The sequence below is a fragment of the Chryseolinea sp. T2 genome (genome assembly GCF_037203685.1).
In the GTDB taxonomy this organism is placed as follows: Bacteria; Bacteroidota; Bacteroidia; order Cytophagales; family Cyclobacteriaceae; genus Chryseolinea.
In genome coordinates this window covers 268788-291856 of the sequence record NZ_JBBCAU010000008.1, presented here as the reverse complement: position 1 = coordinate 291856, position 23069 = coordinate 268788, and the positions used below count along the sequence as shown (strand labels likewise).

Annotated in this window: 16 protein-coding genes; 8 read left to right on the top strand and 8 right to left on the bottom strand. The window is 48.4% G+C overall.

Annotated elements, in window-relative coordinates:
• Nucleotides 1-15: 15 nt before the first annotated feature.
• The 4 genes from pyrR to WBG78_RS24360 are packed head-to-tail and all read left to right on the top strand — an operon-like array spanning nucleotide 16 to nucleotide 4500.
• Nucleotides 16-558, top strand: coding sequence for a bifunctional pyr operon transcriptional regulator/uracil phosphoribosyltransferase PyrR (gene pyrR / locus WBG78_RS24375; RefSeq protein ID WP_337329125.1), 543 nt, complete (start codon nucleotides 16-18; stop codon nucleotides 556-558).
• A gap of 5 nt (nucleotides 559-563) precedes the next feature.
• On the top strand, nucleotides 564-1487 hold the full coding sequence (locus tag WBG78_RS24370) for an aspartate carbamoyltransferase catalytic subunit (RefSeq protein ID WP_337329124.1): 924 nt from the start codon (nucleotides 564-566) through the stop codon (nucleotides 1485-1487).
• Between the two features lie 60 nt (nucleotides 1488-1547).
• Entirely contained in the window at nucleotides 1548-2918 is a 1371-nt protein-coding gene (locus WBG78_RS24365) for a pyridoxal-phosphate dependent enzyme (protein ID WP_337329123.1), read from the top strand.
• A gap of 37 nt (nucleotides 2919-2955) precedes the next feature.
• Nucleotides 2956-4500, top strand: coding sequence for a tetratricopeptide repeat protein (locus WBG78_RS24360; RefSeq protein WP_337329122.1), 1545 nt, complete (start codon nucleotides 2956-2958; stop codon nucleotides 4498-4500).
• A 94-nt stretch (nucleotides 4501-4594) separates the two neighbouring features.
• On the opposite strand, the gene WBG78_RS24355 is transcribed toward WBG78_RS24360, so the two are convergent.
• The 3 genes from WBG78_RS24355 to WBG78_RS24345 form a co-directional block, all read right to left on the bottom strand.
• Nucleotides 4595-5908: an OmpA family protein gene (locus WBG78_RS24355; RefSeq protein ID WP_337329121.1), complete on the bottom strand. Its 1314-nt coding sequence runs from the start codon at nucleotides 5906-5908 to the stop codon at nucleotides 4595-4597.
• An 86-nt stretch (nucleotides 5909-5994) separates the two neighbouring features.
• Nucleotides 5995-8439: a penicillin-binding protein 1C gene (gene pbpC, locus WBG78_RS24350; RefSeq protein WP_337329120.1), complete on the bottom strand. Its 2445-nt coding sequence runs from the start codon at nucleotides 8437-8439 to the stop codon at nucleotides 5995-5997.
• Between the two features lie 7 nt (nucleotides 8440-8446).
• Nucleotides 8447-14011, bottom strand: coding sequence for an alpha-2-macroglobulin family protein (locus WBG78_RS24345; protein WP_337329119.1), 5565 nt, complete (start codon nucleotides 14009-14011; stop codon nucleotides 8447-8449).
• A gap of 494 nt (nucleotides 14012-14505) precedes the next feature.
• Between WBG78_RS24345 and WBG78_RS24340 the strand changes: the two genes are divergently transcribed.
• On the top strand, nucleotides 14506-15195 hold the full coding sequence (locus tag WBG78_RS24340) for a response regulator transcription factor (protein ID WP_337329118.1): 690 nt from the start codon (nucleotides 14506-14508) through the stop codon (nucleotides 15193-15195).
• Between the two features lie 26 nt (nucleotides 15196-15221).
• Here the strand turns inward: WBG78_RS24340 and WBG78_RS24335 are convergent, their stop codons facing one another.
• The 5 genes from WBG78_RS24335 to WBG78_RS24315 all read right to left on the bottom strand — a co-directional run bounded on the left by WBG78_RS24335 (nucleotide 15222) and on the right by WBG78_RS24315 (nucleotide 20332).
• Nucleotides 15222-16028, bottom strand: coding sequence for a sensor histidine kinase (locus tag WBG78_RS24335; RefSeq protein ID WP_337329117.1), 807 nt, complete (start codon nucleotides 16026-16028; stop codon nucleotides 15222-15224).
• Between the two features lie 230 nt (nucleotides 16029-16258).
• On the bottom strand, nucleotides 16259-17362 hold the full coding sequence (locus WBG78_RS24330) for a chorismate mutase (RefSeq protein ID WP_337329116.1): 1104 nt from the start codon (nucleotides 17360-17362) through the stop codon (nucleotides 16259-16261).
• 12 nt (nucleotides 17363-17374) lie between these two features.
• Nucleotides 17375-18253: a prephenate dehydrogenase gene (locus WBG78_RS24325; protein WP_337329115.1), complete on the bottom strand. Its 879-nt coding sequence runs from the start codon at nucleotides 18251-18253 to the stop codon at nucleotides 17375-17377.
• A gap of 6 nt (nucleotides 18254-18259) precedes the next feature.
• Nucleotides 18260-19453, bottom strand: a complete 1194-nt coding sequence (locus WBG78_RS24320) for a pyridoxal phosphate-dependent aminotransferase (protein ID WP_337329114.1) — start codon at nucleotides 19451-19453, stop codon at nucleotides 18260-18262.
• Between the two features lie 33 nt (nucleotides 19454-19486).
• Nucleotides 19487-20332, bottom strand: coding sequence for a prephenate dehydratase (locus WBG78_RS24315; protein WP_337329113.1), 846 nt, complete (start codon nucleotides 20330-20332; stop codon nucleotides 19487-19489).
• A gap of 361 nt (nucleotides 20333-20693) precedes the next feature.
• Between WBG78_RS24315 and WBG78_RS24310 the strand changes: the two genes are divergently transcribed.
• The 3 genes from WBG78_RS24310 (at nucleotide 20694) to WBG78_RS24300 (ending at nucleotide 23039) form a co-directional block, all read left to right on the top strand.
• On the top strand, nucleotides 20694-21140 hold the full coding sequence (locus tag WBG78_RS24310; RefSeq protein ID WP_337329112.1) for a hypothetical protein: 447 nt from the start codon (nucleotides 20694-20696) through the stop codon (nucleotides 21138-21140).
• 53 nt (nucleotides 21141-21193) lie between these two features.
• Complete coding sequence (gene gcvT / locus WBG78_RS24305; RefSeq protein ID WP_337329111.1) at nucleotides 21194-22276, top strand: glycine cleavage system aminomethyltransferase GcvT; 1083 nt, start codon at nucleotides 21194-21196, stop codon at nucleotides 22274-22276.
• A gap of 61 nt (nucleotides 22277-22337) precedes the next feature.
• Nucleotides 22338-23039, top strand: a complete 702-nt coding sequence (locus tag WBG78_RS24300; protein ID WP_337329110.1) for a 2-phosphosulfolactate phosphatase — start codon at nucleotides 22338-22340, stop codon at nucleotides 23037-23039.
• Nucleotides 23040-23069 lie beyond the last annotated feature (30 nt).

Below are 23069 nucleotides of genomic sequence, written 5' to 3'. Positions count from 1 at the left end.
TATTTGCCACGCGCTATGCAGAAAAAGCTCATCCTCGATTCTGACCTGCTTGATCTAACAATCAGCCGCCTTTGTCAGCAATTGATTGAGAACCACAATGATTTCAGTAAATCTGTAATCCTCGGAATGCAACCCAGGGGAATCTTTCTGGCTGAAATCATCCACAAGAAACTGAAAGAAGACACCGGAAAAGATATTCCATTGGGATACCTGGATGCGACGTTCTACCGGGATGATTTTCGCCGCCGCGAGACGCCCGTGAAGGCCAATGAGACCCGCGTATCGTTCATTATTGAAGGAAAAAAGGTTGTTCTGGTAGATGACGTGCTCTTTACTGGCCGCACTATCCGGGCCGCAATGGATGCCATGATAGCTTTCGGTCGTCCGGCCACGGTAGAGCTACTGGTATTAATCGATCGACGCACAAATCGGGAGCTGCCAATCAGCGCCGACTACGTTGGCAAAGAAGTGAATACGCTCGCCTCGCAAAGGGTGCTGGTCGAACTCGAAGCGCAGGGTCACAAGCAAAACAAAATCTGGTTGATTAATAAGGATTGAACGATATGTCCAAACTCAGTCAAAAGCACCTGCTTGGCATAAAAGATATCACGCGTGAGGACATTGAACTTATTTTTGAAACCGCCGACAATTTCAAGGAGGTAATCAACCGTCCTATCAAGAAAGTGCCATCGTTGCGCGATGTGACGATTGCAAACATATTCTTTGAGAACTCTACGCGCACACGGCTGTCATTTGAGCTTGCGCAAAAACGCTTGTCGGCCGACGTCGTCAATTTCTCTGCTTCCAACAGTTCTGTAAAAAAGGGCGAAACCCTTTTGGATACCGTCAATAACATATTGGCCATGAAGGTTGATATGATTGTTATGAGGCACGCCAGCGTTGGTGCGCCACACTATCTTTCAAGACATATCAGTGCAAATATTGTCAATGCTGGTGACGGTACCCACGAGCACCCAACGCAGGCCCTGCTGGACGCTTTTTCAATAAGAGAAAGGCTAGGTGAAGTAGGCGGAAAGAAGATTGCCATCATTGGAGATATCCTGCATTCACGTGTGGCGCTTTCAAACATTTTTGCATTGCAGAAGCTTGGAGCCAAAATCATGGTTTGCGGTCCTCCGACGCTGTTACCGAAGTTCATCGGTCAGCTCGGTGTTGAAGTTGAGTACGACGTTCGTAAAGCTCTTCTCTGGTGTGATGTTGCCAATGTACTTCGAATTCAACTTGAGCGGCAGCAGATCAAGTATTTCCCGTCATTGAGAGAATATTCTTTGTACTACGGCATCACGAAGAAGATTCTCGACAGCCTGAAGAAGCAGATTGTCATCATGCACCCGGGACCAATCAACCGCGGTGTAGAATTGAGCAGCGACGCGGCTGATTCGCAGCATTCCATAATATTGGATCAGGTCGAAAACGGTGTAGCCGTAAGGATGGCTGTATTATATCTGCTTGCCAGCAGCAAATAACCCCGTCCGGGGCTCGTTTTCCCATCCCCATATTTGTAATTTTCCCTGAAAATCTGGGAAATGATCTACAATTCAATTGTTGATACCATCGGAAACACCCCGTTGGTGAAGCTGAATCAGGTTAATAAAGGTATTCCGGGAACGATCCTCGCGAAGGTTGAATACTTCAATCCAGGAAACTCCACAAAAGACCGCATGGCCCTCAAGATGATTGTGGATGCGGAAAAAGCCGGTTTGCTAAAGCCTGGAGGTACCATCATTGAAGGAACGTCGGGCAATACCGGAATGGGTCTTGCCCTCACAGCAATCGCCAGAGGATACCGTTGCATATTTACGATGGCTGACAAGCAGTCGCAGGAAAAGATCAATATCCTCAAGGCAGTCGGTGCAGAAGTAATCGTATGTCCGACTAACGTAGCGCCCGATGATCCCCGCTCGTACTACTCTGTAGCGCGAAAGCTCAACAAAGAAATTCCAAATTCCTTCTATCCAAATCAATACGATAACATCTCAAACACCGCAGCACACTATGAAACTACGGGCCCTGAAATATGGGAGCAAACGGAGGGAAAGATCACTCACTATGTAGCAACCGTTGGTACCGGAGGTTCGATGTGCGGCACTGCAAAGTACCTCAAAGAAAAAAATCCATCGTTGATCACCATAGGCATCGACACCTACGGATCGGTTTTCAAAAAGTACAAGGAGACCGGATTGTTTGACGAGAATGAGATCTATCCCTACCTGACTGAGGGGTTTGGAGAAGACATCCTCCCTAAGAACGTAAACTTCGACGTAATTGATCAGTTCATAAAAGTCACTGACAAGGATGGAGCGATTGGCGCGCGCAGGCTTTCGCGTGAAGAGGGATTATTTGTTGGCTGGTCCAGCGGTTCAGCATTACATGGAGCTTTGGAGTATGCTCGCGAGAATCTCAAAAAGGACGACGTGATGGTTATCCTGCTTCCTGATCATGGCACGCGATATCTTGCAAAAGTGTATAATGATCAGTGGATGAAAGATCACGGCTTCCTCGAAACCAGACTTTTCAGTTCAGCACGGGAAATTTTATCGGCCAGGAACGGGAAGGACAGTCTTTTCACGGTACCCAAAACCTCACGCGTTGGTGAAGCAATCCGTGTGATGAACCGTGAAGGTATTGATCAGATTCCAGTGACTGATCAGGACAATTTTGTTGGAAGCGTAAGCGCAGCAAGTTTATTGGAAAAGATTATCCAGGACCCCAATCTGAAGGACAAGCAGGTGGGTGATATCATGGATAAGCCCATGCTCTTTGTTGCGCCGGACAGTACGCTTGATGTTTTGTCTTCACTGCTCAACAAGGACAACAAAGCGGTGCTTGTGCGGGATGCACAGGAAAAAGTGCACATCATCACACAGCATGATGTATTAAAAGCCATGACGAGCTAGCACTGCTGACCGACGTAAGCCACACTTACTTAGAATTTTGAGAATACTTTTTGTGTTGATTTTTATGTGGGCTTTTGGTTACAAAAGTCTCGCGCAACACGTGCTACCCGACAGTGTAGCAAGCAAATTCGAAAATGTCCCCCACGATAGCGTTTACCTTCAGCAACTGAATTCGCTGGCATCCTCCTTTCTGAAGACAGATCCGACCGCGTCGCGGAACATTGCCGCTTATGTTACTGAGATCGCACAAAAGTTAAAGTACCGTCGTGGCTATGCGCGTGGACTAACGCTCATGGGAAATTCCTATTGGTATGAAGGTATCTATGAGTATGCGCAGAACTACTACCTGCTGGCGGCCCGCGAATATATCGCGCTGAACGATAGCATCGGGATATCTGGTGTTTACAACAATATAGGAGAAGTTAACAAACGTATGGGTGAAAATAAAGTCGCCCTGCAATACCTCATGCGTTCATTACAATACAAGAAGAACGACTCCACAAAAGCCCTGACCCTGTACAACATTGCAGAGTTGTACCTGAATATAAAGGAATACGATAGCGTTCAAAGCTATATTGACAAATCATTATCTATCGCGGTTCGCAGCAAAGACGAACGCGTAATTGCTTACGGCGAATGGACACTGGCACGGATGCTTATGGAGCAGGGCTCGTTTCACGAGGCGGGGAAATATTTCAAAAGCACGGAAAAGCGGTGGACAAAGCTGGGTGAATTGAGGTCATTGATACAGACCTATCAGGACCTGGCGGTGCTCTCGCGAAAGACGGGAGATCTTGCATCTGCAGAAAAATATCTGAAGGAAACACTGCGCATGTCGAAGCAGTTGCGTGTGCCCGATCTGCGGGTAACGACCCTGTTAGAATTTGCACGAATAGATTCGACACGTGGTGATTATAAGGGAGCCTTTAGATATTATACTCAGTCTGTACAGCTTAAAGACAGCGTGTATAACCTGCTAAAGTCAGATCAGATCGCTCGGGTACAGGCCATCTTTGAAAGTGAGCGACACGAGAAGGAAAATATTCAATTGCGTACTGAGACATCCTTGAAGGAAGCACAATTGAAATCTCAAAAGATTCTCATTGCCGCCATATTGGTGGGGTTACTGATAGCCGGTATCCAGGTCTACTTCCTTGTCCGACAGCGAAAGAAGATACTTTTGGTGAATCGCGATCTGCAGGAAAAGAATCGCGAGATCCATGATCAAAAGTTAGCTATTGAAAGGCAGGCGGAAGATCTTCAGCAACTCAATGACCGTCTTCAGGATCTGAACAAGTCTTTGGAGCAACGAATTGATGAGCGAACGCAGCAGCTGCGTCTGCAGAATCAAAGGTTAGCAGATTACACTTTCGTTAATGCACATAAATTACGTGCGCCTGTGGCAAGTATCCTGGGACTGATCAGCCTGTTGGAACAGGCCGATCAGCGGGAGCAGGAAGAGATACTCAGGCATCTCAAAACTTGTAGCTTAAGACTCGACGACACCATTCATAAGATCGGAAGAGATCTAGAAAGTGCAATGGTTAGCGATCATGATAGTCCGAAAGGTCCGCGTGATTGAGTCGCGTACCGTCCAAACACAACACATTGTTCGAACGTCAACAATAGAGTCGTACCTCAATTCTCATGACTAAGGACTCAGGACTAAATACTATCTAATCTTCCAGAATTTCTACCTCCACGCGAACATTCTCAGCCGCGCGTGGACTCATCTTATCATGTATGGGTTTCTTTCCACCCCAAGCTTTAATCTCCATGCGCGACGCTGGAATGCCGTTCTTTACGAGATAGTCACGGATAATTGACGCCCGCTCTTCAGAAAGCTGCTTGGCAGAACCAAAGCCCTCTTTAGTATCGGACAGTGCAAAGAAGGCATCGCTTTCTTTGCCCATGCTAATGATCTTACCAGCAGCGTTACCGTTGGTATGGCCATGCAGTCTGATCTTGTACTTGGGATTTTCATTCAGCATGTCGAGCAGACTGTTTACTTCAAATCTGGACTCCGGACGCATAACAGATGCATCTTTGAAGAAATACACATTATACATGATAGCGATGTCGCCCTTCTTTAATCGGGTGAGCTCGAACGGAACAACCACTGCGCCATTGGAATCGCGGATTATGTCACCACCAGATTCAGGATCACTGTAGCTAAGATCGCGCTGTGATTTCCGGTAACCAAACACGTCACAGATTATCGACATGTTTCCCGACTTGCTGGCAGGAGAAGCGACTTTAACAACGGTGTTACCTTTATAAGATCCCATCTTACGTGTACGGTCAACATCGATGATATCGACATCGCCCTGAAGTTTCTTTTGATCAGCCTGTCTTGTGATCTTGAAAAAGAACTTTGTTCCTTCTGTACCGTCATCGACAAAAGCGGTTGAAGCTTCTTCTATAGGAGGTGTGGTCGCAGCAGTTTCCGACGTATTTATTTCTGTCGATGCAGGAGCTGCTGAATTCACTGAAGAACCAGAAGCATCTTGCGGAGTGGCATCTGCAGGCGCCACGTAAGAATCAGTAGCATTAGCAGTAGCGATACCGTTGGAAGCTTGTGGCTGAGAAGAGGAAATTTCAGGCCGATTTGGAACAATCACGATGTCGTGTCCTGCTGAGGTCAGATCGGCGAAAGAACCGACGTACACCCACGTATCGGTAAATTCTGATTCAACGCGCAGACGCTTCGCCTCTTCGATTGCAATCGGTAGGTCGTGTGTGCTGAGCACGTATACATAATAGAGATTTCGCCTTTTGTTCATTTCGAACCTGGCGTCGAGTTTTACATCTCGTTTGGCGTGATTGGTAAAGCGCAAAGCATTTGACTGCTTGGCAAACGCGCCAATCACAACATAATTAGGTGCAGCATTATCGAGTTGTTGTGACTCGTAAGGAGCTGCCGTGGTAGGCTGCAAAAGACAAAGCGTAAAAAATAAGCCTACCAGTGCGAAAAAATTAGGGGTCTTCATACACTGGGTTTTAGATTAACCTCTAAATAAAGGCAAGATAAATAAACGATTAACAATAGTCAACTAAGAAACTACCAGCCAACGTGTTACATACCCGGAAGGGCCTCGAAATCCACCTGCACCGACGCCCCGTTTTCGTCGACCAGCGTCAGCCTGTGGCGTCCGGCGGCTGTATTGACAGGTAAAACGTGTTTAGATTTTGTCGCTCCAACATAAAAACCATCGATGTGCCAGTAGACCGCAACCTCAGGATTTCGATGTGCAAGCTCAAAAACCACCTGCCCCGGACGGCCATCCAGTTCCCGCGGGATGAGGAGTTTGGTGTTGGCCTTGGGGTAAATCAGGCTCATGACGGGCTGATTGTCGGGCACTGCGCAGTCTCGTCTGAACGGCGGCAATGGCTTGAACGAAATGTGTCTGTTGCGATAAAAATGCTCTTCCAGGGGTGGCAGAACAAACCACGTGCGCGAATCGATATCATGTTCAGAGGCGCATGAATTGTGAAGGCGATATCGTTGATCGAGTGAAAGGTGAATGCGCTTATGATAATTGCATGACTTTGATGCCAGGCCTGCCTTTACAACCCATGCATTGTACGCCGATGGGCAAAAGTCGTTACTTCGTTGCCCACTCTGCGAACAAACCTTTACCTGCTGCATTTCAGCTCCTGGTCGCTCAAACCAGGAATGGCCGTTCAACAAGGCAAATACATCAAACATGACGGGCGCTGCGGCATCCGTCCCTGTTAAACCTGGCCTACCCTCGCCATCAGCGTTGCCGACCCAGATTGCAACGACATGGGTAGGCGTAACTCCAACTGCCCATCCATCGCGAAAGCCAAAACTGGTACCGGTTTTCCATGCGATTTTTCTTGAACTGCTAAAGTTTCTCCAACCGGATTCTTCAGCGGGCCTGCTCAGCTCTGTGAGGGCATCGAAGGTTTGATATATGGATGCGGCACTAAGATATGATGAGGGACTGAGTACATGTGTCGTGCTGTCATTAACGGGATTTTCAAGATATCGCGGCGCGCGGAAGTCATTACTCAGATAACGATTGGAACCTGGCGCGTCGTCAAAGTGGTTCAAGGTCCTGGCCATGGAGGCATACATACCTGCAATGTCCCATAACGTCCCTTCGGCACCCCCCAGGATCAGTGATAAACCATAGTGGTCTGCGGGCTGATTGAGAGAGTGCATCCCCATGCCGCGCAGGAGGTTATAAAACTTTTCGTAACGATATGAACGCAGCAGATGTACGGCCGGCACGTTCAATGAACGAACCAATGCTTCATTTGCTGGTACAGCTCCGTCATATTGCCGCGTAAAATTGCGTGGCACAAAACCATTGATCATAGTCGGAACGTCGGGCAATAGAGTGCGCGGAAGAATTTGTCCATCGTCGAGCATTGCCGCATAGAGGAAGGGCTTCAGGATGCTACCTGTACTGCGAGGTGCTGTGATTACGTCGACTTCAGATTCATGGCTGCCAACGCCACCTGGAACATTCCCAACATAGGCAAGCGTGTTCCCGGACTCCACGTCAAGCACCAGTGCAGCCAGATTGTGAATCTCAGCGCCGCGCAGTCGTTGGTGATGATCTTTTACAACTGCCTCCACCTGAAGTTGCAGCTCGCGCTGAATCGTCGACTTCACAACGGTTCCGCTATGCCCATCCTGTTCGCTGCGAACCATAAGATGATGGGCCATTCTCGGCAGCGCCTGAGGAGCATCGGGTATGGTCTCAGCACTTGACAACCTCATTGTTTCATCGTCGATAAGCCCTGCAGCGTTCATCCTTGTCAGCAATCTGTTGCGCTTTAGCTTCAACACGTCACGATTCTTGCCCGGATGAATCATCGACGGAGCATTTGGTAAAACGGCAAGCAACGCAGATTCTCCCCATGATAATTGATTCGACGGCCTTCCAAAATAGCGCCAGCATGCAGCATCAAGACCGACTACATTACCCCCAAAAGGCGCATGACTTGCATAAAGAGATAGGATCTCTTCTTTAGAGTATCGCCACTCGAGCCGCGTAGCAAGAAGCATTTCAATCACCTTCTCCCAGGCTGTACGTGCCTTGCCCTTTCGCGACAGCCTGATCACTTGCATTGAAAGTGTACTTCCTCCGCTCACAATCCTCCGTGCAGCAACATCCTGCTTAAACGCCCGAAACAGAGCAAGAACGTCCACTCCGGGATGGTCATAAAATCGCTGATCTTCATAGGTTACTAACGCCCATGCAAACTTGTCGGGCACGTCGCGACAATCGGGGAAGCGCCATTGGCCATCAGGAGCAATGCTCGCACTTAGCAGTTCGCCCTTGCCATCCTCGAGCACGGTCGAGTATGGATCCCTGAATAATTGCGCAGGCAGGGAAAAGTAATAACCGATGCCCAACACTACAATGCCAGCGAACCAGCGGACACTCCGCCTCGCTCGTCTCGAAGGAGCAACGTCCGATCGGGTTGAAATCCAACGCGACACCACGCCAGGCGGCGACTCTGCCGATGCTCCTTCCTTCTTCAACTCGCAACTATTGGGTTACACGTTTAGTCACTTCAGCAACAAAGCCCTTCTTCCTTGCAAACACGCTTCGATCATACATCGCCTCACAACTGAGTGCCGGGTGATAGTACGAACCAGCATATGCTGCTGTCAGATATAGCTTGAATGTTTTGCGTTGACCCGCGGAAAGGTCAAAGAATGTGTTGACCCGATCGTCGCGAATGTCCTGGTAGTCCGGTTTATCGCCAGACAATTCATAGCTCACTTCGTCGAGTCGCGCATTGCCAATTTCCCATCCACTTGGAAAGATAGTTGTAAGCGCGAGGTTCTTATAGCTTCCACGCTGACCAGGATTCATGACTGATAACGTAGCGACGAACTCCTGACCTTGCTCAAGCTTGGAAGGATCAACTGGATTGCCCTCTGAATCTTCATAGCTTACTGTCAAATGCAAGTTGCTTTCTGCCTCTTCCTCGGCGCCGCGGGCGGGTGTACCCTGACGCACTACGTTCACAAAGAGAGTGCCACCGCTCTTACTTTTCACAGTGAGGGCATGTGCTTTGTCATCCATCAACAATGTAACCTGGGCTATAGGCAGTTCGGTTTGCGCCTGAGCCGTTTTTCCTTTGTATTGATATTCAAAACTCAACGGGCCTTTCTTTTCACCGGCGGCAAATGCGGCCGCGGACTTCAGGCACCACGCAACGGTCTGGGTACTCATCCAATTGTTCGGATTGCTGAGTGCTTCAGAGATGTCTTTCAGTGCCTGTAAACCCTTCGAGCGCTCATTGAGGAGCAATAACGTTTCCAGAATGATCGCTTTGTCGCGAAGATCAGATCCAAAACTGTACGCCATCTCCTGATAGGGCTTAGTTGTTGTGGATGCATTTTCAATCAGTTTGCGTGCCGCTTCCGGTTGTCCCGCTTTCGCATAGGCTGCAGCAAGCATCCACTTCGAAGCCAATGGCATTGATCCACTGCTTTCACGCAACCTGTTCATGGCACCCAGCTCTGCTTCATCTGCCAATGCCAATGCATAGAGACGATAGGCCTGGATGAGCTCGGAGCTATTGCCTTCATCGTTGGCTTTTCTCCATCGCTGCGCGCGCTGGCGCTCGTACTTTTTCCATGATCGTAACATATCGCCTGAAACCAGATAGCCACGTTTCTCTGCTTCAATTAGGAAATGACCAGCATAAGTAGAGGCCCAGCTTTGAGAATCCTCACCTCCGGGCCAGTAGGAGAAACCGCCATCGCGCGTTCTGAATTGAGCGAGGCGCGTAATTGCCGCTTTGATATTTGCGCTCATCGTGGCGCGTTCCGCGTCAGTAGTAACTTTAATAAGATCCACGTAGAGCTGCGGGAAGACTGCCGATACAGTTTGCTCGACGCAACCGTAGGGGTACTGTAAGAGATATTTGAGGCGCTGGTCCAGGTTGATTGGCGGGAGCGTAGACACCTCGAGCGTAGCGCGATTAGTTCCAGGCATGCCAATAGGAGCCACATCATAGTTCCAACTCTTACCTGCCTCAAGCACTACATCCTGAACAGCAGTAACAGGAGGGTTGGCATTTCGAACGTCGATCTCGATAATATCGGATGCAGAATGTTTGCCTGAGGTGGCCTTGACTTCCACTTTGCCTATGCCCAATCGATTCTTGACCGCGATTTCAAAATCGATGGTCATATCACTTCCCTTCATTACTACCTGCTGCACCGAGGACGTGACACCCAGCGGTCCTGTGGCAACGACCTCCACACGCACATCGCGTATCTGGGGATCCATAGTGAATAACGTCACTGGCAATTTCACGTTTTCGTCGGGACCTAACACACGTGGTAGTGTGGCCAGGACCATTAGCGGCTTCCGGACCGGCGTTGCCTTTTCGGCCTTTCCGTATGCACCTTCATGTGCTGCAACGATCATCGTTTTAACGGAACCAACATATTGTGGCATAATGAATCGATGTTCCTTTGTGCCTTTGGTTAATGTGAATGGGCCAAAGTATTTTACGACGGGCACAAAGCGGTTGGCTTTAGGATCATCTTCCTTGCTTTCAGCCTCGCCGTCGCCGCCTATGGCAAGAAGTCTCTCAAGGCGTGCACCAAAGGCTCCTATCACTTCGTCGTAAACATCCCAGGTTTTCACGCCAAGGGCTTCTCTCGCATAAAAACGATTCCATGCGTCGGGTGTCTTGAAACGTGTAAGGTCGAGCAGACCTTCATCTACAACTGCCAGGGTATACGTCATTTCCCGGTTTGACTTTTCAGATACTTTGATTGTCACTTCTTTTCCTGGCTCAAGCACGTCAGGCATGGCGATCTCGGGTTCCAGATGTGTCTTCGGATCTTCTACCGTCAAAGGAATCACTCCATACAATCGCATAGGCAGATCGTTGACGGTCTGAGCATGTGGTTGCACAAGCGTAATGTGAACAAAAACATTCGGCGTCATCTCAGGTGAGATGTCGAAGCTGTATGGTGTATTGCCTTTCGATGTTTCCACCCAGGCGGTATTCAGTACGCTACTGCCATTTTCGATGCTCACCAGTGCTCTTCCCTTGTCACTGCCTGGTATTTGGATGGTGGCTCGTTCGCCAATGGCGTACTTCGGTTTGTCGGAACTGAATGAGAGCATAGTGGCCCCTTCACCGCCCTGCTGCGCGCGGCCCGCCCATCCGGGCCAGTCCACATAAACAACCTTACCCGTAGCGTGCCCTGATACAGGATCATACGCTTTCACAAAGTAACGTCCCCAGTCCGGATACCTGATCTTAAATCCCCAGGTTCCCTTTCCATTCTTTGTATCGGTCTTTCCAGTTAAGATGGGTTCCGCGTAAGAGGCGGACATGAAGCTGGCATTGTCGGCGTCATTGTCCCACCACCAGCGCCAGTCGAGTTTGTAGACCGACATTTCAACGCCATTGCGACTCACGGGCTTTCCATCTGCATCCACGGTGACGACATCTACCCTATGCGTTGTATCCGTTAAGAGCATGCCTCTGGCTTTGTCACCAGGAGGCAACCTGATGCCGGCAAATGAAACAAAAGGGTAATAAGGAAGCGTGAACCTGTCAACACTGAAGTTGCCGCTCTCCTCGAAAGCTTTTCCGCGAAAGACTGCAGTAAGCATTCCCGGGGCGACGTCGGCAGTTTCAAGCGATGCACTTACACGTGCATGGCCATTGTCGTCGGTATAGTCATCAAACACCGGTTGTGCTTCACTATAGAATGGGCGCGACGGGTCGTCAAACGTATAGTCCGGGTATGCAGCGAACTTTGTCTCTGCACGCGTCAGAACCACTTCAAACTCGGCGCGCAGGTTTCGACCAGGCGCACCGTGAAGCCAATTTACCTGCAGGTCGCCGCTAATGTTGTTCTTACCCGCCGTGAGCTTGTCGACACCAAAATCAAGATTGATCTTCAACCGATTTGGTTTCACCGTTTCAATTCTCACAGGCTGCGTGAACTGCGCCCCACCGACCTTTACCGATGCCTTCCAAACTCCTGTAGGTGCATCTGAAGTTGTCGCTGTAGCGAATTTGTAAAACCCATCAACGCCACCAGACCTGACAATCCTGGAAGTTACTCTTCCCTGGGGATCGTTCAGTTCGAAGACAACGGGATGGGTACCTGGCAGAAGTTTGAGTTTATCTTCCAGAAGAAACGTCAGATAAAGGGAATCACCAGGTCGCCATACTCCGCGTTCACCATAGATCAACCCTTTGAGGCCGTTGTCTACACGCTCTCCTCCAACGTCGAAATTGCTGATCGATAAAGACTCTCCATCTGAAACCTTAAGATAGCCTCGCTGAGCACCCTGCTTCGCTACGATCATATAAGGAACCTGCTCGCTCCTTAGTGTTCCTTTGCCGCTGCCATCCGTGCTCACGCTTCCAATAAGTTGCTGCTGGAAATCGTAAACCTCCAGTGTCACTCCTTTAATCGGCTCAGTCGTTTTCAAATCATTGGCAAACATTGTTAGCGTGCCATCTCCGCCCCGCTTTGCCAGCAAGCCAAGGTCCGATGCAAGTATGTTCTTGCTGATGTTCCGGTTGCCTACATAGTAGGAATTATGACAAGGATTATCGCGTTGCTCCCAATCATAATCAGAACCATAATAGTAGTCATCATAAGAGTCCCAACTGCTGTCTTCTCCTTCCTGATCATTCCATTCTTCTTCCGTTGGAGTTGTTTCCGAAACTGCTTCAGCGTCTGGACATGCATAGGCCAGATAGTTACGCTTGAACGCCAGGTGCACCTGATAAATGGCACCGGGCTCAGGGGTTATTAGTTTGGAAAGGTCGAGCGTATACCGGTTCCAGCGACCAAGATCAGTGACGCCCATGTTCTCAAGTGAGATCGTCTTTTGCAGTATCGGACGCCCTACGCGCCGAAGTTCTGCAGCACCGTCGTAATTGTTCACCTGGAAAAATTGCAGCACGTTCTTTTCAAATATTCTGATGATCCGGACATCTACGGCCTTAAGGTTCACCGCTTCAAACGGCATCACCAATCCGTCGGTAGCAGGGAGAATTGATCCCTTGCCTGCAAAGCGTATCGCCGGATCCAGTTTTTCAAATTGTATCGTCAGGGTTGTGTCTGCTGAGAGAGCACGGTCCAGTATGTTTCGGATACCTTTGCTAATTGTCAGCACCTTTTCTCCCGCCTGCCGCACTGAGGGGTAGACATTCAATTCATTGTCGCGGACTTCAAGATCAACAGAGCCTGCTTCCTGGAGATCAACCAGCCCCGTCAGTGACTGCCTGGCAGCCAAAGGATCCGAGAATTGTATCACTATGTGCTGACTGGAGCCCTGATCAACTCTTACATTAACGATTTTGAAATCGCCAAGCCGCGGTATGGATACCGGAACATCATCCTTTTTATCAACCCCGATGCTTTTTCCATTTGCTGTGATCAATACTTCGCTGGCCTTGGCTTTCCGCGTGACTTTTTCTACGGTAAATGAGTGCTCCCTGTTGTCACCGCTATGGGACCATGCAATGGTAAGATCATTCCCCTCCTGCTGCGCTGACAATACCTTTTCCAATTGCTGAGGATCGGCAAAATCGGCCGTGGAAATAACACCTTCAACTTTCACCTTTGTCAATTCGGTGAGCACGTAGGGCTTAACGTTGCTTATAGTGATGTCATAGTTTTGAGGAATCACCTGGAAGCTATACTCAAATGTCTCCAGGCCCTTAGGCATGTCGCGGACTTTCGCAAGGTTAAAGGAAACCTCATATCGCTGACCGGAAATCAGTCTGCTTTCGGGGCGGTATTCGACGGTACGAGAATCAAGCCAGATCGCGTTACCCCGCACGGAAGGACTGAAATCAAATAACTTAACCGAAGTAACGCTACCGACACTGGTAGAGTCGACCATATCCTGAGCGAATGAGATCTTGATGGTAGATCCAGAATTGATTACACCGGACGTGTAGCTGCTTACATATTCAGCAAATGCTGGATTTATACTTAAGACGGGCGGCCGCTTGCCCTTCAAATTGACAGCATAAAAAATACCGGCCACGACGACGACCAGGGCTGCGGCCAGGGCTACAACCTTTGTCCAGGAACGCTTTTGCATAGAAAAGGGGATTTGGCGGGAAATATCAACAAAATAACGGTTCGTTGATACATTCCTTGTGAGGGTACGAGAGATAAAAAATAAAGCCTCTTTACCCAGTCAGAGGCTTTATTTATATCATGCTGCTAACGGTGTTAGGCGTGATGCCATGAGCTCTGCCCATGTTCGAATCATCCGAAGAATATCATCACATAGAACAGGATGACTTCCGAAATATTTAAACCTATTGGAGCCCAAGGTATTCGACATGAACGCAGATATGGACACCACACACTTAACGGCTAAATATAGTGCTGAAAAAATGTCTCATACAAGTACATCAAATAAAACCCCTGAAAACCGGGGGTATAATAGTGTGATAACAAACAAGATCGTCATAACAATTACATAAAAGGATCTTAATAAGTGTGATGTTGAATGTTACTCAATTACATTTGAAACACTCTCTGTATCGTTCAATCAACAAATCACCCGATCAATAAATCAACAATAATTTGAGCGATGTATATTTGATAAACAGCCCCGAAAGTTTCACCGATGTGAAGAAAACCATTTCCGTTCTTGTCGCTGACGATCATCTGTTCATGCGCGAAAGCCTTCGGGGCATGCTCGAGAAAACCAATCTCGTAAAAACCCTGTATGAAGTTGAGAATGGTCAACGCGCAATTGAGACGTTATCCAGTCATGCCGTTGATATTGCATTGCTCGATGTCCGCATGCCCGTTAAGGACGGATTTGAAGTGATTGAATTCATTCACAAACAGAATCTTTCTACGAAGGTAATTGCATTAACGGCATTTGATGAGGAAGCTATGATCTTTAACCTGATGCGGGCAAAGGTATCAGGCATCCTTTTCAAGAAATCGACTCACCAGCAGGAGATACTGTCTGCGATCACCGCCGTAATGGATGACAAGAACTACTACAACGAGAAGGTAAACATTGTTATCCACGCAAACCCCGACGGGATTAATCACCCTCCGAGAATCAAACTATCGGCTAGAGAATTCGAGGTGATCGTTTTGCTGTGTCATGGCTTAAGCACAAAAGACATTGCCGAGAAGTTATACCTGAGCGAACATACCATAGAGGGCTATCGGAAGGACATCATTCGCAAAACCAACACCCGTAATACCAATGAACTAATTCACTATGCATTAAGCAATGGCATAGTTCAGCCCTGACGCATCAGAATCAACTTAAAAGCTTCTCAACTGATAGTGGTAGGGTTGCTTCTCAGCGGGTATGAAACAATGAACAAGGTTCCTTTTGCGATGGGTTCTGTTGTAACCTGTGCCCCTATCAGCTCTGCCCGTTTCTGAATGCCTGGCAGGCCACGACCCTGACCACTTCGTGAACTCTTACTTGTTCTTTCGGTTGTAGCGGCCCGTTCTCTCCCAATTCCATCATCTTTTACTTCTATCTTCAGCTGGGTTTCCGTCCAGTACATTTTCATATTGATATTCCAGGCGAGTGAATGCCTCATGGCGTTGTTTACAATCTCCTGGACGATGCGGAAGATCAGCAACTCATCTGCAGCAGGAAGTCTCTTCGCCTTACCCATCTCCAGAAAATCAATGTAGAACGATCGCAGTTCTTTTAACTGGTCGCACATTTTCCATAGTGCGTGCGACAAGCCCTTATCTGAAAGTTCGGCCGGCGAAAGGTTCCAGATGATATTTTGAATTCTGTTTAAGAGATCATTGAGATCATGGTCAATACGTAACAACAGACTCTTGTTTCGTCCTGACAACGTAGGCTCTAAGCGAAGATTACCCAGGGCCAGTCGCGTTCCCGCGAGCAGTTGTGCAAGATCATCATGCAAATCGTGTCCTATGCGTACGCGCTCCTCCTCCAACAGTTCCTGCTGGTCCTTCATAATTTGTTTGAGCTGGTCGTTTTCTTTCATCAGCTCATCTTCTCTTTGCTGACGACGGGCTGCCTGCGAATAATACATGGACGCCAGCATGCCCATGAAGGCCATCACCGAAACGATCATGATAACGTAGTATCCCATAACTTAATATTCACCCCCTGCTTTCCGGGGTCTGTTTATCAAACAGGCCGTCGAATTTAAGACTATAATGTGCAGACTCAAGCGAAACTCGAATAATGCTTCTGTAACAAAGTTCTATGCTCTAAACGGTTTAACGATACATCGGATAATAAAAAATGATTCATGATTCAAAAATAAAAAAGGTCGCCCGTGAGCGACCTTTTCGAAAGCACTGCTAAACAACAGAATTTTTAAACGCGGGCTTCCGCCTGGTTCATCACCTTTGTCTGAATCTGGATTGATTCCTGGTGGATGAGTTTCAAAAGCTCTGTTGTGAAATCAGGGTTGAGGCCCATGGCCTTGCCCAATGTGATACGGGTCTGAATGATCTCCTCCCAGCGGTTAACCTGCAGAATGGTCACACCATTCTCTTTCTTGTATTGACCGATTTTCTCGGAGATCTTCATACGCTGTGCCATCTTCGACATGATTTCATCATCGAGCTGGTCGATCTGTTCACGCAAAATGCTGAGTGTATCTTTGAATGTCTTGTTATCGGAAGTAACGGTGCGAACAACGAGGCCATCAACGATTTTCGCGAGGACGGCAGGAGTTACCTGTTGTTTTGCATCGCTCCATGCCGCATCGGGGTTGATGTGGCTTTCGATCATCAGACCGGCCATATCGAGGTCAAGTGCTTTCTGGCAAATGAATGATATGAGTTCGCGATTACCAGCGATGTGGCTTGGATCGCAGATGATATCGAGTTCAGGGATGCGGGTTTTTAATTCGATCGCCATGTCCCACATCGGCGCGTTACGGAATGGGCCTTTCTCGAAAGAAGAGAAACCACGGTGAATGGCAGCCATCTTGGTGATACCAGCCTTATTCAGACGCTCCAAAGCGCCAATCCATAATTCGAGATCGGGATTGATAGGGTTTTTCACTATCACAGGAATATCAACACCCTTGAGGGAATCGGCAACTTCCTGAACGGAGAACGGGTTAACCGTTGTACGTGCACCAACCCAGAGGATATCGACACCAGCCTTAAGGGCCGCATCAACGTGAGCGGCATTCGCTACTTCGGTGGTGATTGGGAGGCCTGTTTCCTTCTTAGCAGCTGCGAGCCACTTCAAGCCTTCTTCACCTGCACCTTCGTATTGTCCAGGTCTTGTGCGTGGTTTCCAGATACCCGCTCTAAGTGCGTGTACCCGCCCCGTAGCAGCAAGCTGCTTCGCGGTGGCTATTGTCTGGTCTTCGGTCTCTGCGCTGCAGGGACCGCTGATGATAATCGGCTTACTGGCTGTTGGCAGCCATTTGCTGATTGATTCGAGTTGCAATGCTTTCTTCATATCTGTTGTTTGTTATTTTACGGTACTTGGTTTCGGTTGCTTAAGTTCTATTCCATTCAGAATCTCGCGAATGCGATTGGCCTCTGTCATGATCTTGTGCAGTTCCTTCGCGTCGCGCTTCATGAGATAGTATTGAAATTTCTGCAGGTGCATGATGTATTCAAGCAGCGCCTGGCTTAGGTACTCTGCATTCTGCTCAAATATCGGGGCCCACATGTCGGGCGAGCTCTTAGCAAGACGTACGGTTGAGGCAAAACCGCTGCCCGCGAGATCAAAGATGTTCTTTTCATCGCGCTCTATGTCGAGTACGGTTTGTCCTAACAGGAACGAGCTGACGTGAGACAAATGTGATACGTATGCCACGTGCCTGTCGTGTTCCTCAGGCTCCATGAAGATCGTGTTCATGCCGAGCGCATCGAATACCTTCAATGCGAGTTCAAGTGCTGCCGGGGATGATCGCTCACGCTCACAGATAATGTTCGTCTTGTTTTTGAACAGTCCGCTAAATGCAGCGGAAGGTCCTGAGTTCTCGGTACCCGCGATCGGGTGAGCGGCCACGAATTGTGATCGCTTTGTATGATTCGCCACCGCCTTGCAGATCTGACTCTTGGTCGAACCTGCATCGATCACAACGGTGTGGCTGGGCACCAGGTCCAATACAGCAGGCAATAACTTAACCAACGCACTCACCGGGATTGCCATGATCACGACGTCTGCGTCTTTTATAGCTTCGATTTGCACCACTTCATCAACGAGTCCAAGGCGGGCTGCTTCTTCGGCATGAGCGCTGCAGAGGTCGATACCTGTCACGCGTGAGACAATCCCCGCCTTCTTCAGGTCCAGGGCGATTGATCCGCCAATTAATCCAAGTCCGATAATCGTTGCGTTCATGATTCGTTATGCCTGAATAGATGCCTGTTTAGAAGACCTGCTCTTCACGAATGCGCCGATGCGGTTATGCGCTTCGTCGAGCATGGTTGCCGTGCAACAGAGAGAGATCCGAATATATCTTCTGCCCGCCTCACCGAATATGAAGCCGGGTGTAATGAACACTTTTGTTCCGTACAGGATCTCATCGATCCACTTCTCCACATCCTGAATGGCTGCAGGCGCTTTAGCCCAGACGAAAAGGCCAGACTGACGCGTAGAATAACTGCATCCCAACGTATCGAGTATGCGCATCGCGGCCTGCTTGCGTTCACCGTACATGCCATTGAGCTGAGTGAACCACTCTTCACCATTCTTCAATGCCTCTACTGCTGCGTGTTGCAAACCAAGAAACATTCCCGAATCCATGTTGCTCTTCACTTTAAGCACGGCATCGATGTATGTCTTGTTCCCGGCAACCCATCCAATACGCCAGCCTGCCATGTTGTGTGACTTACTCAATGAATTCAGCTCTAACGCCACCTCGTCTGCACCCTCTATAGAAAGAATGCTCATCGGATTGTCGTTAAGAATGAGGCTGTATGGATTGTCGTTTACAATTAGAAATTGTTTTTCGCGAGCCAGGTCGACAAGCGCTTTTAGCTCTTCGCGGCTTGCTGTTCTTCCTGTTGGCATATGCGGGAAGTTCACCCACATCAGTTTTACGCGCGACAGATCGCTCTTGCGAAGCGCCTCTATATCGATGCCCCAATCGAGGTCTTCGCGAAGGTCGTATGGACGCAGCTTAGCACCTACAAGCGATGCGACAGAGGAATAGGTCGGATATCCCGGGTTTGGAATCAATACTTCGTCGCCTTCGTTAACAAACGCCATGGCGATGTGCATGATGCCCTCCTTCGATCCCATAAGCGGAAGTATCATCGACTCGGCGTCGATACTGACACCATAGATTCGTTGATAGAATGCTGCAATGCCTTGCCTCAGGGCGGGAATGCCTTTGTAATTCTGATAGCCGTGGTTCGCCGGATTTCTGGATGAAGTTACCAGTGCCTCAATGGTACCAGGTGAAGGTGCCTGATCAGGGCTACCAATACCAAGGTTGATAACTCTGAAGTCAGGCGTATCCAGGCCTCTTACTTCTGCCAGCTTACGGCTGAAGTAATATTCTTCAACCTGCGCGATCCTGTTTGCTGTCTTAATCATAACTCGGCGTTCATTGATGTTCGTGCAAAGTGATTACCTGTATTCAATCTTTGCTTTCTTATACTCTCCAAGCACATTGAGGTTCTTCACCTGTTGAAGTACTTTGTGCATGGCCTCTTCATAATTCTTGCGTCTGCGCCATTCCACGTCGATGTGTATGGAATATTCACTGGGTCTTCCGATAATAGGAATTGACTGGATCTTTGTGAGGTTGATGCTGTTGTTCTTGAACGTCATCAACGCGTCGGCCAGGCTGCCCACTTCGTTTGCAACTTCAAAGCAAAGTGATGCCTTATTGTTTGATTCAACCTTTCCATTAGTGCGCTTGGTAAGGATCAGGAAGCGGGTAAAATTCTTCTTATGCGTCTCGATACGCTTTTCAAGGATTTCCAATCCGAAGCGTTTCGCAGCATACTCGTTGGCGATGGCAGCAGTGTTCTTCAGCTTCAATTCCTTAACGCGCTTTGCTGAAAGGGCGGTGTCGTCGCTTTCTCGTATTTCGACGCCATTAAGGCTATGAAGAAATTCCGTGCACTGGCGTATAGCCATTGGGTGAGACTCGATCGAACGTATGTCCGTAATCTTTGTTCCGGGCAATACCAGCAGGTGCATGTGGATGGGCAAGTAGAGCTCCCCTACTATGCTGAAATGATACTCCTGCAGGAGGAAATAATTCGGAAGGATGCTGCCAGCGATGGAGTTCTCTATGGCCATCACCGCGTAGTCCGCTTCGCCACTCTTCAACCGTTCGCACAGGTTATGGAAAGAAAGGCACTCAATCGTGTTGATTGGTTCGGTGAAATACGAGAGTGCCGCCACTTCGTGGAAGCTGGTCGCAATGCCTTGAATTGCTACACTGAGTTTCTTCTTCTTTGCCATTTACCTTAAATGCCTTTAAAACAAAAAGTCCCGGGGTTTCCGGGACTTTCTGAGTTTTGTTATCGTTTTGTCTGCAACACACTCCTCTTAAAGTCCCGTTCGGGTCCTAAAAAAGAAATAGTAAAAGTAAAAAGATGTGTTGCTGATCTTCATGTCTTGTCTGAGTAGCCCAAAGATAAGGTGATTTCTTCATGAGTTGCAACATGGCGTTTGATGTTTGAAGAAATATTTCACAAAAGGGTCATATAATTAGTCGGTATCCTGGGGATGAAGACAAAAAACTAATGATTGTTAGTGCATTTTTTGCCAGTTATCGAAGGTGTAACCCGTAACTATTACCTTTGGCGGAAAATCATCGTCTATGAAAATCAGCCTTCGTTTACTCCTTCTGGTTATTCCTATTGTCTTTTACAGCTGTGGTAAGAAAACAGAAGACCATGCACATCATGAGGAGACTGAAGCGGTATCGACGGATCCTAACAAAGCACTGAACGATAGCGTCATGGCCGTCCACAACGAGGTAATGCCCAAGCTCGACAACATCTTCAGGCTAAGTGAATCTCTTAAAGACAAGATCGCGAAGACACCCGATATGCAGGCCGAAAAGAAGAAAGAGATCGAAGCCGCCATCGATTCCCTGAACAAGGCCAGCGATGGGATGATGATATGGATGCGCAAATTCGTTCCTCCATCACCTACGGCGGACCCTCAGGAGGCACGCACTTATCTTCAAGAGGAGATGGTGAAAGTCCAGCGGGTGAAGTCCGACATCCTAACCTCAATAGAAAGAGGTAAAGCACTGCAATAACCTTGTCCTTTCGTCTTAAACTTAGCTCCCTACTTTAGACTCAAATACCAGATATGGATTCCAAGAAAATACCTTTGAATGATGTACACGTGAAACTGGGAGGCAAGATGGTGCCCTTCGCCGGATTCAACATGCCGGTGAGATATTCTTCCGATATCGAGGAACACATGACAGTACGCAATAGCGTTGGCGTGTTCGACGTTTCACACATGGGTGAGTTCTCACTCAAGGGACCAAACGCCCTCGACCTGATTCAAAGGGTAACTACCAACGACGCTTCAAAACTGATAAACGGACAGGCGCAGTATTCGAGTCTTCCAAACGAAACGGGTGGACTTGTTGACGATCTGATTGTTTATAAGATCGCAGATAATGACTACCTGCTGGTCGTTAATGCAGGTAACATCGACAAGGACTGGAATTGGATCTATAAGTTCAATACCAACAATGTCGACATGAAGAACCTTTCAGATGACATTTCCCTGTTTGCCGTTCAGGGCCCCAAAGCGGCAGGTGTCGTTCAGAAGCTGACTTCTGTTGATCTTACCACCATTAAGTATTACCACTTCGCTGTCGGCGAACTGGCAGGCGTTCCCAATGTGATCATTTCGAATACGGGGTATACCGGCGCTGGTGGATTTGAACTTTACGTTCCTAACGCGTCTGCTGAAAAAGTCTGGAATGCACTGTTTGAAGTTGGGAAGAGTGAAGGCATCAAGCCTATTGGCCTTGGAGCCCGCGACACGCTTCGTCTTGAAATGGGCTTCTGCCTCTATGGCAACGACATCGACGATACAACGTCACCCCTGGAGGCGGGACTTGGATGGATCACTAAATTCACTAAGAACTTTACCAACGCCCCATCCTTAAAAAGTCAGAAGGATGCAGGCGTTGCGCGAAAACTGGTTGGCTTTAAGATGCAGGAGAAGGGCATTCCGCGGCATGACTACGCGATCAAAGACGGAGCTGGCGAGGTGATCGGACGCGTTACTTCGGGCACGATATCTCCGGTTCTTGGCATCGGCATAGGACTCGGCTACGTGAATGCTGAGCATTCAGCGCCAGGTTCTTCAATCTTCATCGACGTGCGTGGCAAGTCACTGAAGGCGGAAGTATCAAAACCCCCGTTTGTTTAGAAGCATCAAACTGATCACAACAACGAAGCATTTAAAACAAGATTTCATTTAATACACGGCCTTGAAAACAATCGACGTCTGCCTCACACCCGACCTGATGCATTTATATTCGGTTGCAGACCGCTCCGTGGTGGTGGTGGATATTTTTCGCGCCACGTCATGTATGGTGACGGCATTGGCCAACGGGGTGGCTAGCATATCCCCATTTGCCAAACTGGATGATTGCCTTGCCATGAAAACGCAGGGCTATGATACGGCGGGCGAACGCGATGGTAAAAAGGTAGATGGCTTTGACCACGGCAATTCGCCGTTTGAATATATGGTGGATGAGATGAAAGGCAAGCGACTCGCCTTTACGACAACCAATGGAACTCAGGCGATAGCGAAATCGCTGGGCGCGCGTGAGATCATCATTGGATCGTTTCTCAATCTCAGCGCCGTTGCTGTCCATTTGAAAGATAGCGGCAATAATATTTTGATTGTTTGTGCTGGCTGGAAGGGAAAGTTTAACCTCGAGGATACATTATTTGCTGGCGCATTGGTAGACTTACTGGAAGGCGACTATGTGCCCGAATGTGATTCTCCTATTGCCGCGAAACACCTCTATCTCTCTGCACGGAACGATATGAAGGCGTTCCTTTCCAATGCGAGTCACGTGAAGCGCCTTGCAAAACTTAATGTCTTTAAGGATATCGAGTTTTGCCTCACCGTGGATGTTTATAACGTGGTACCTATCTTAAGGGACGGTGTATTAACCGCCTGACGGCTCAACACGGTCATCGGTCTCCGGTAT

What these genes read in the sequence shown, in the direction of transcription:
- pyrR (WP_337329125.1), top strand. Translation starts at nt 16, where the DNA reads ATGCAGAAAAAGCTCATCCTCGATTCTGACCTGCTTGATCTAACAATC.
- WBG78_RS24370 (WP_337329124.1), top strand. Translation starts at nt 564, where the DNA reads ATGTCCAAACTCAGTCAAAAGCACCTGCTTGGCATAAAAGATATCACG.
- WBG78_RS24365 (WP_337329123.1), top strand. Translation starts at nt 1,548, where the DNA reads ATGATCTACAATTCAATTGTTGATACCATCGGAAACACCCCGTTGGTG.
- WBG78_RS24355 (WP_337329121.1), bottom strand. Translation starts at nt 5,908, where the DNA reads ATGAAGACCCCTAATTTTTTCGCACTGGTAGGCTTATTTTTTACGCTT.
- WBG78_RS24345 (WP_337329119.1), bottom strand. Translation starts at nt 14,011, where the DNA reads ATGCAAAAGCGTTCCTGGACAAAGGTTGTAGCCCTGGCCGCAGCCCTG.
- WBG78_RS24335 (WP_337329117.1), bottom strand. Translation starts at nt 16,028, where the DNA reads ATGGGATACTACGTTATCATGATCGTTTCGGTGATGGCCTTCATGGGC.
- WBG78_RS24330 (WP_337329116.1), bottom strand. Translation starts at nt 17,362, where the DNA reads ATGAAGAAAGCATTGCAACTCGAATCAATCAGCAAATGGCTGCCAACA.
- WBG78_RS24325 (WP_337329115.1), bottom strand. Translation starts at nt 18,253, where the DNA reads ATGAACGCAACGATTATCGGACTTGGATTAATTGGCGGATCAATCGCC.
- WBG78_RS24320 (WP_337329114.1), bottom strand. Translation starts at nt 19,453, where the DNA reads ATGATTAAGACAGCAAACAGGATCGCGCAGGTTGAAGAATATTACTTC.
- WBG78_RS24315 (WP_337329113.1), bottom strand. Translation starts at nt 20,332, where the DNA reads ATGGCAAAGAAGAAGAAACTCAGTGTAGCAATTCAAGGCATTGCGACC.
- WBG78_RS24310 (WP_337329112.1), top strand. Translation starts at nt 20,694, where the DNA reads ATGAAAATCAGCCTTCGTTTACTCCTTCTGGTTATTCCTATTGTCTTT.
- gcvT (WP_337329111.1), top strand. Translation starts at nt 21,194, where the DNA reads ATGGATTCCAAGAAAATACCTTTGAATGATGTACACGTGAAACTGGGA.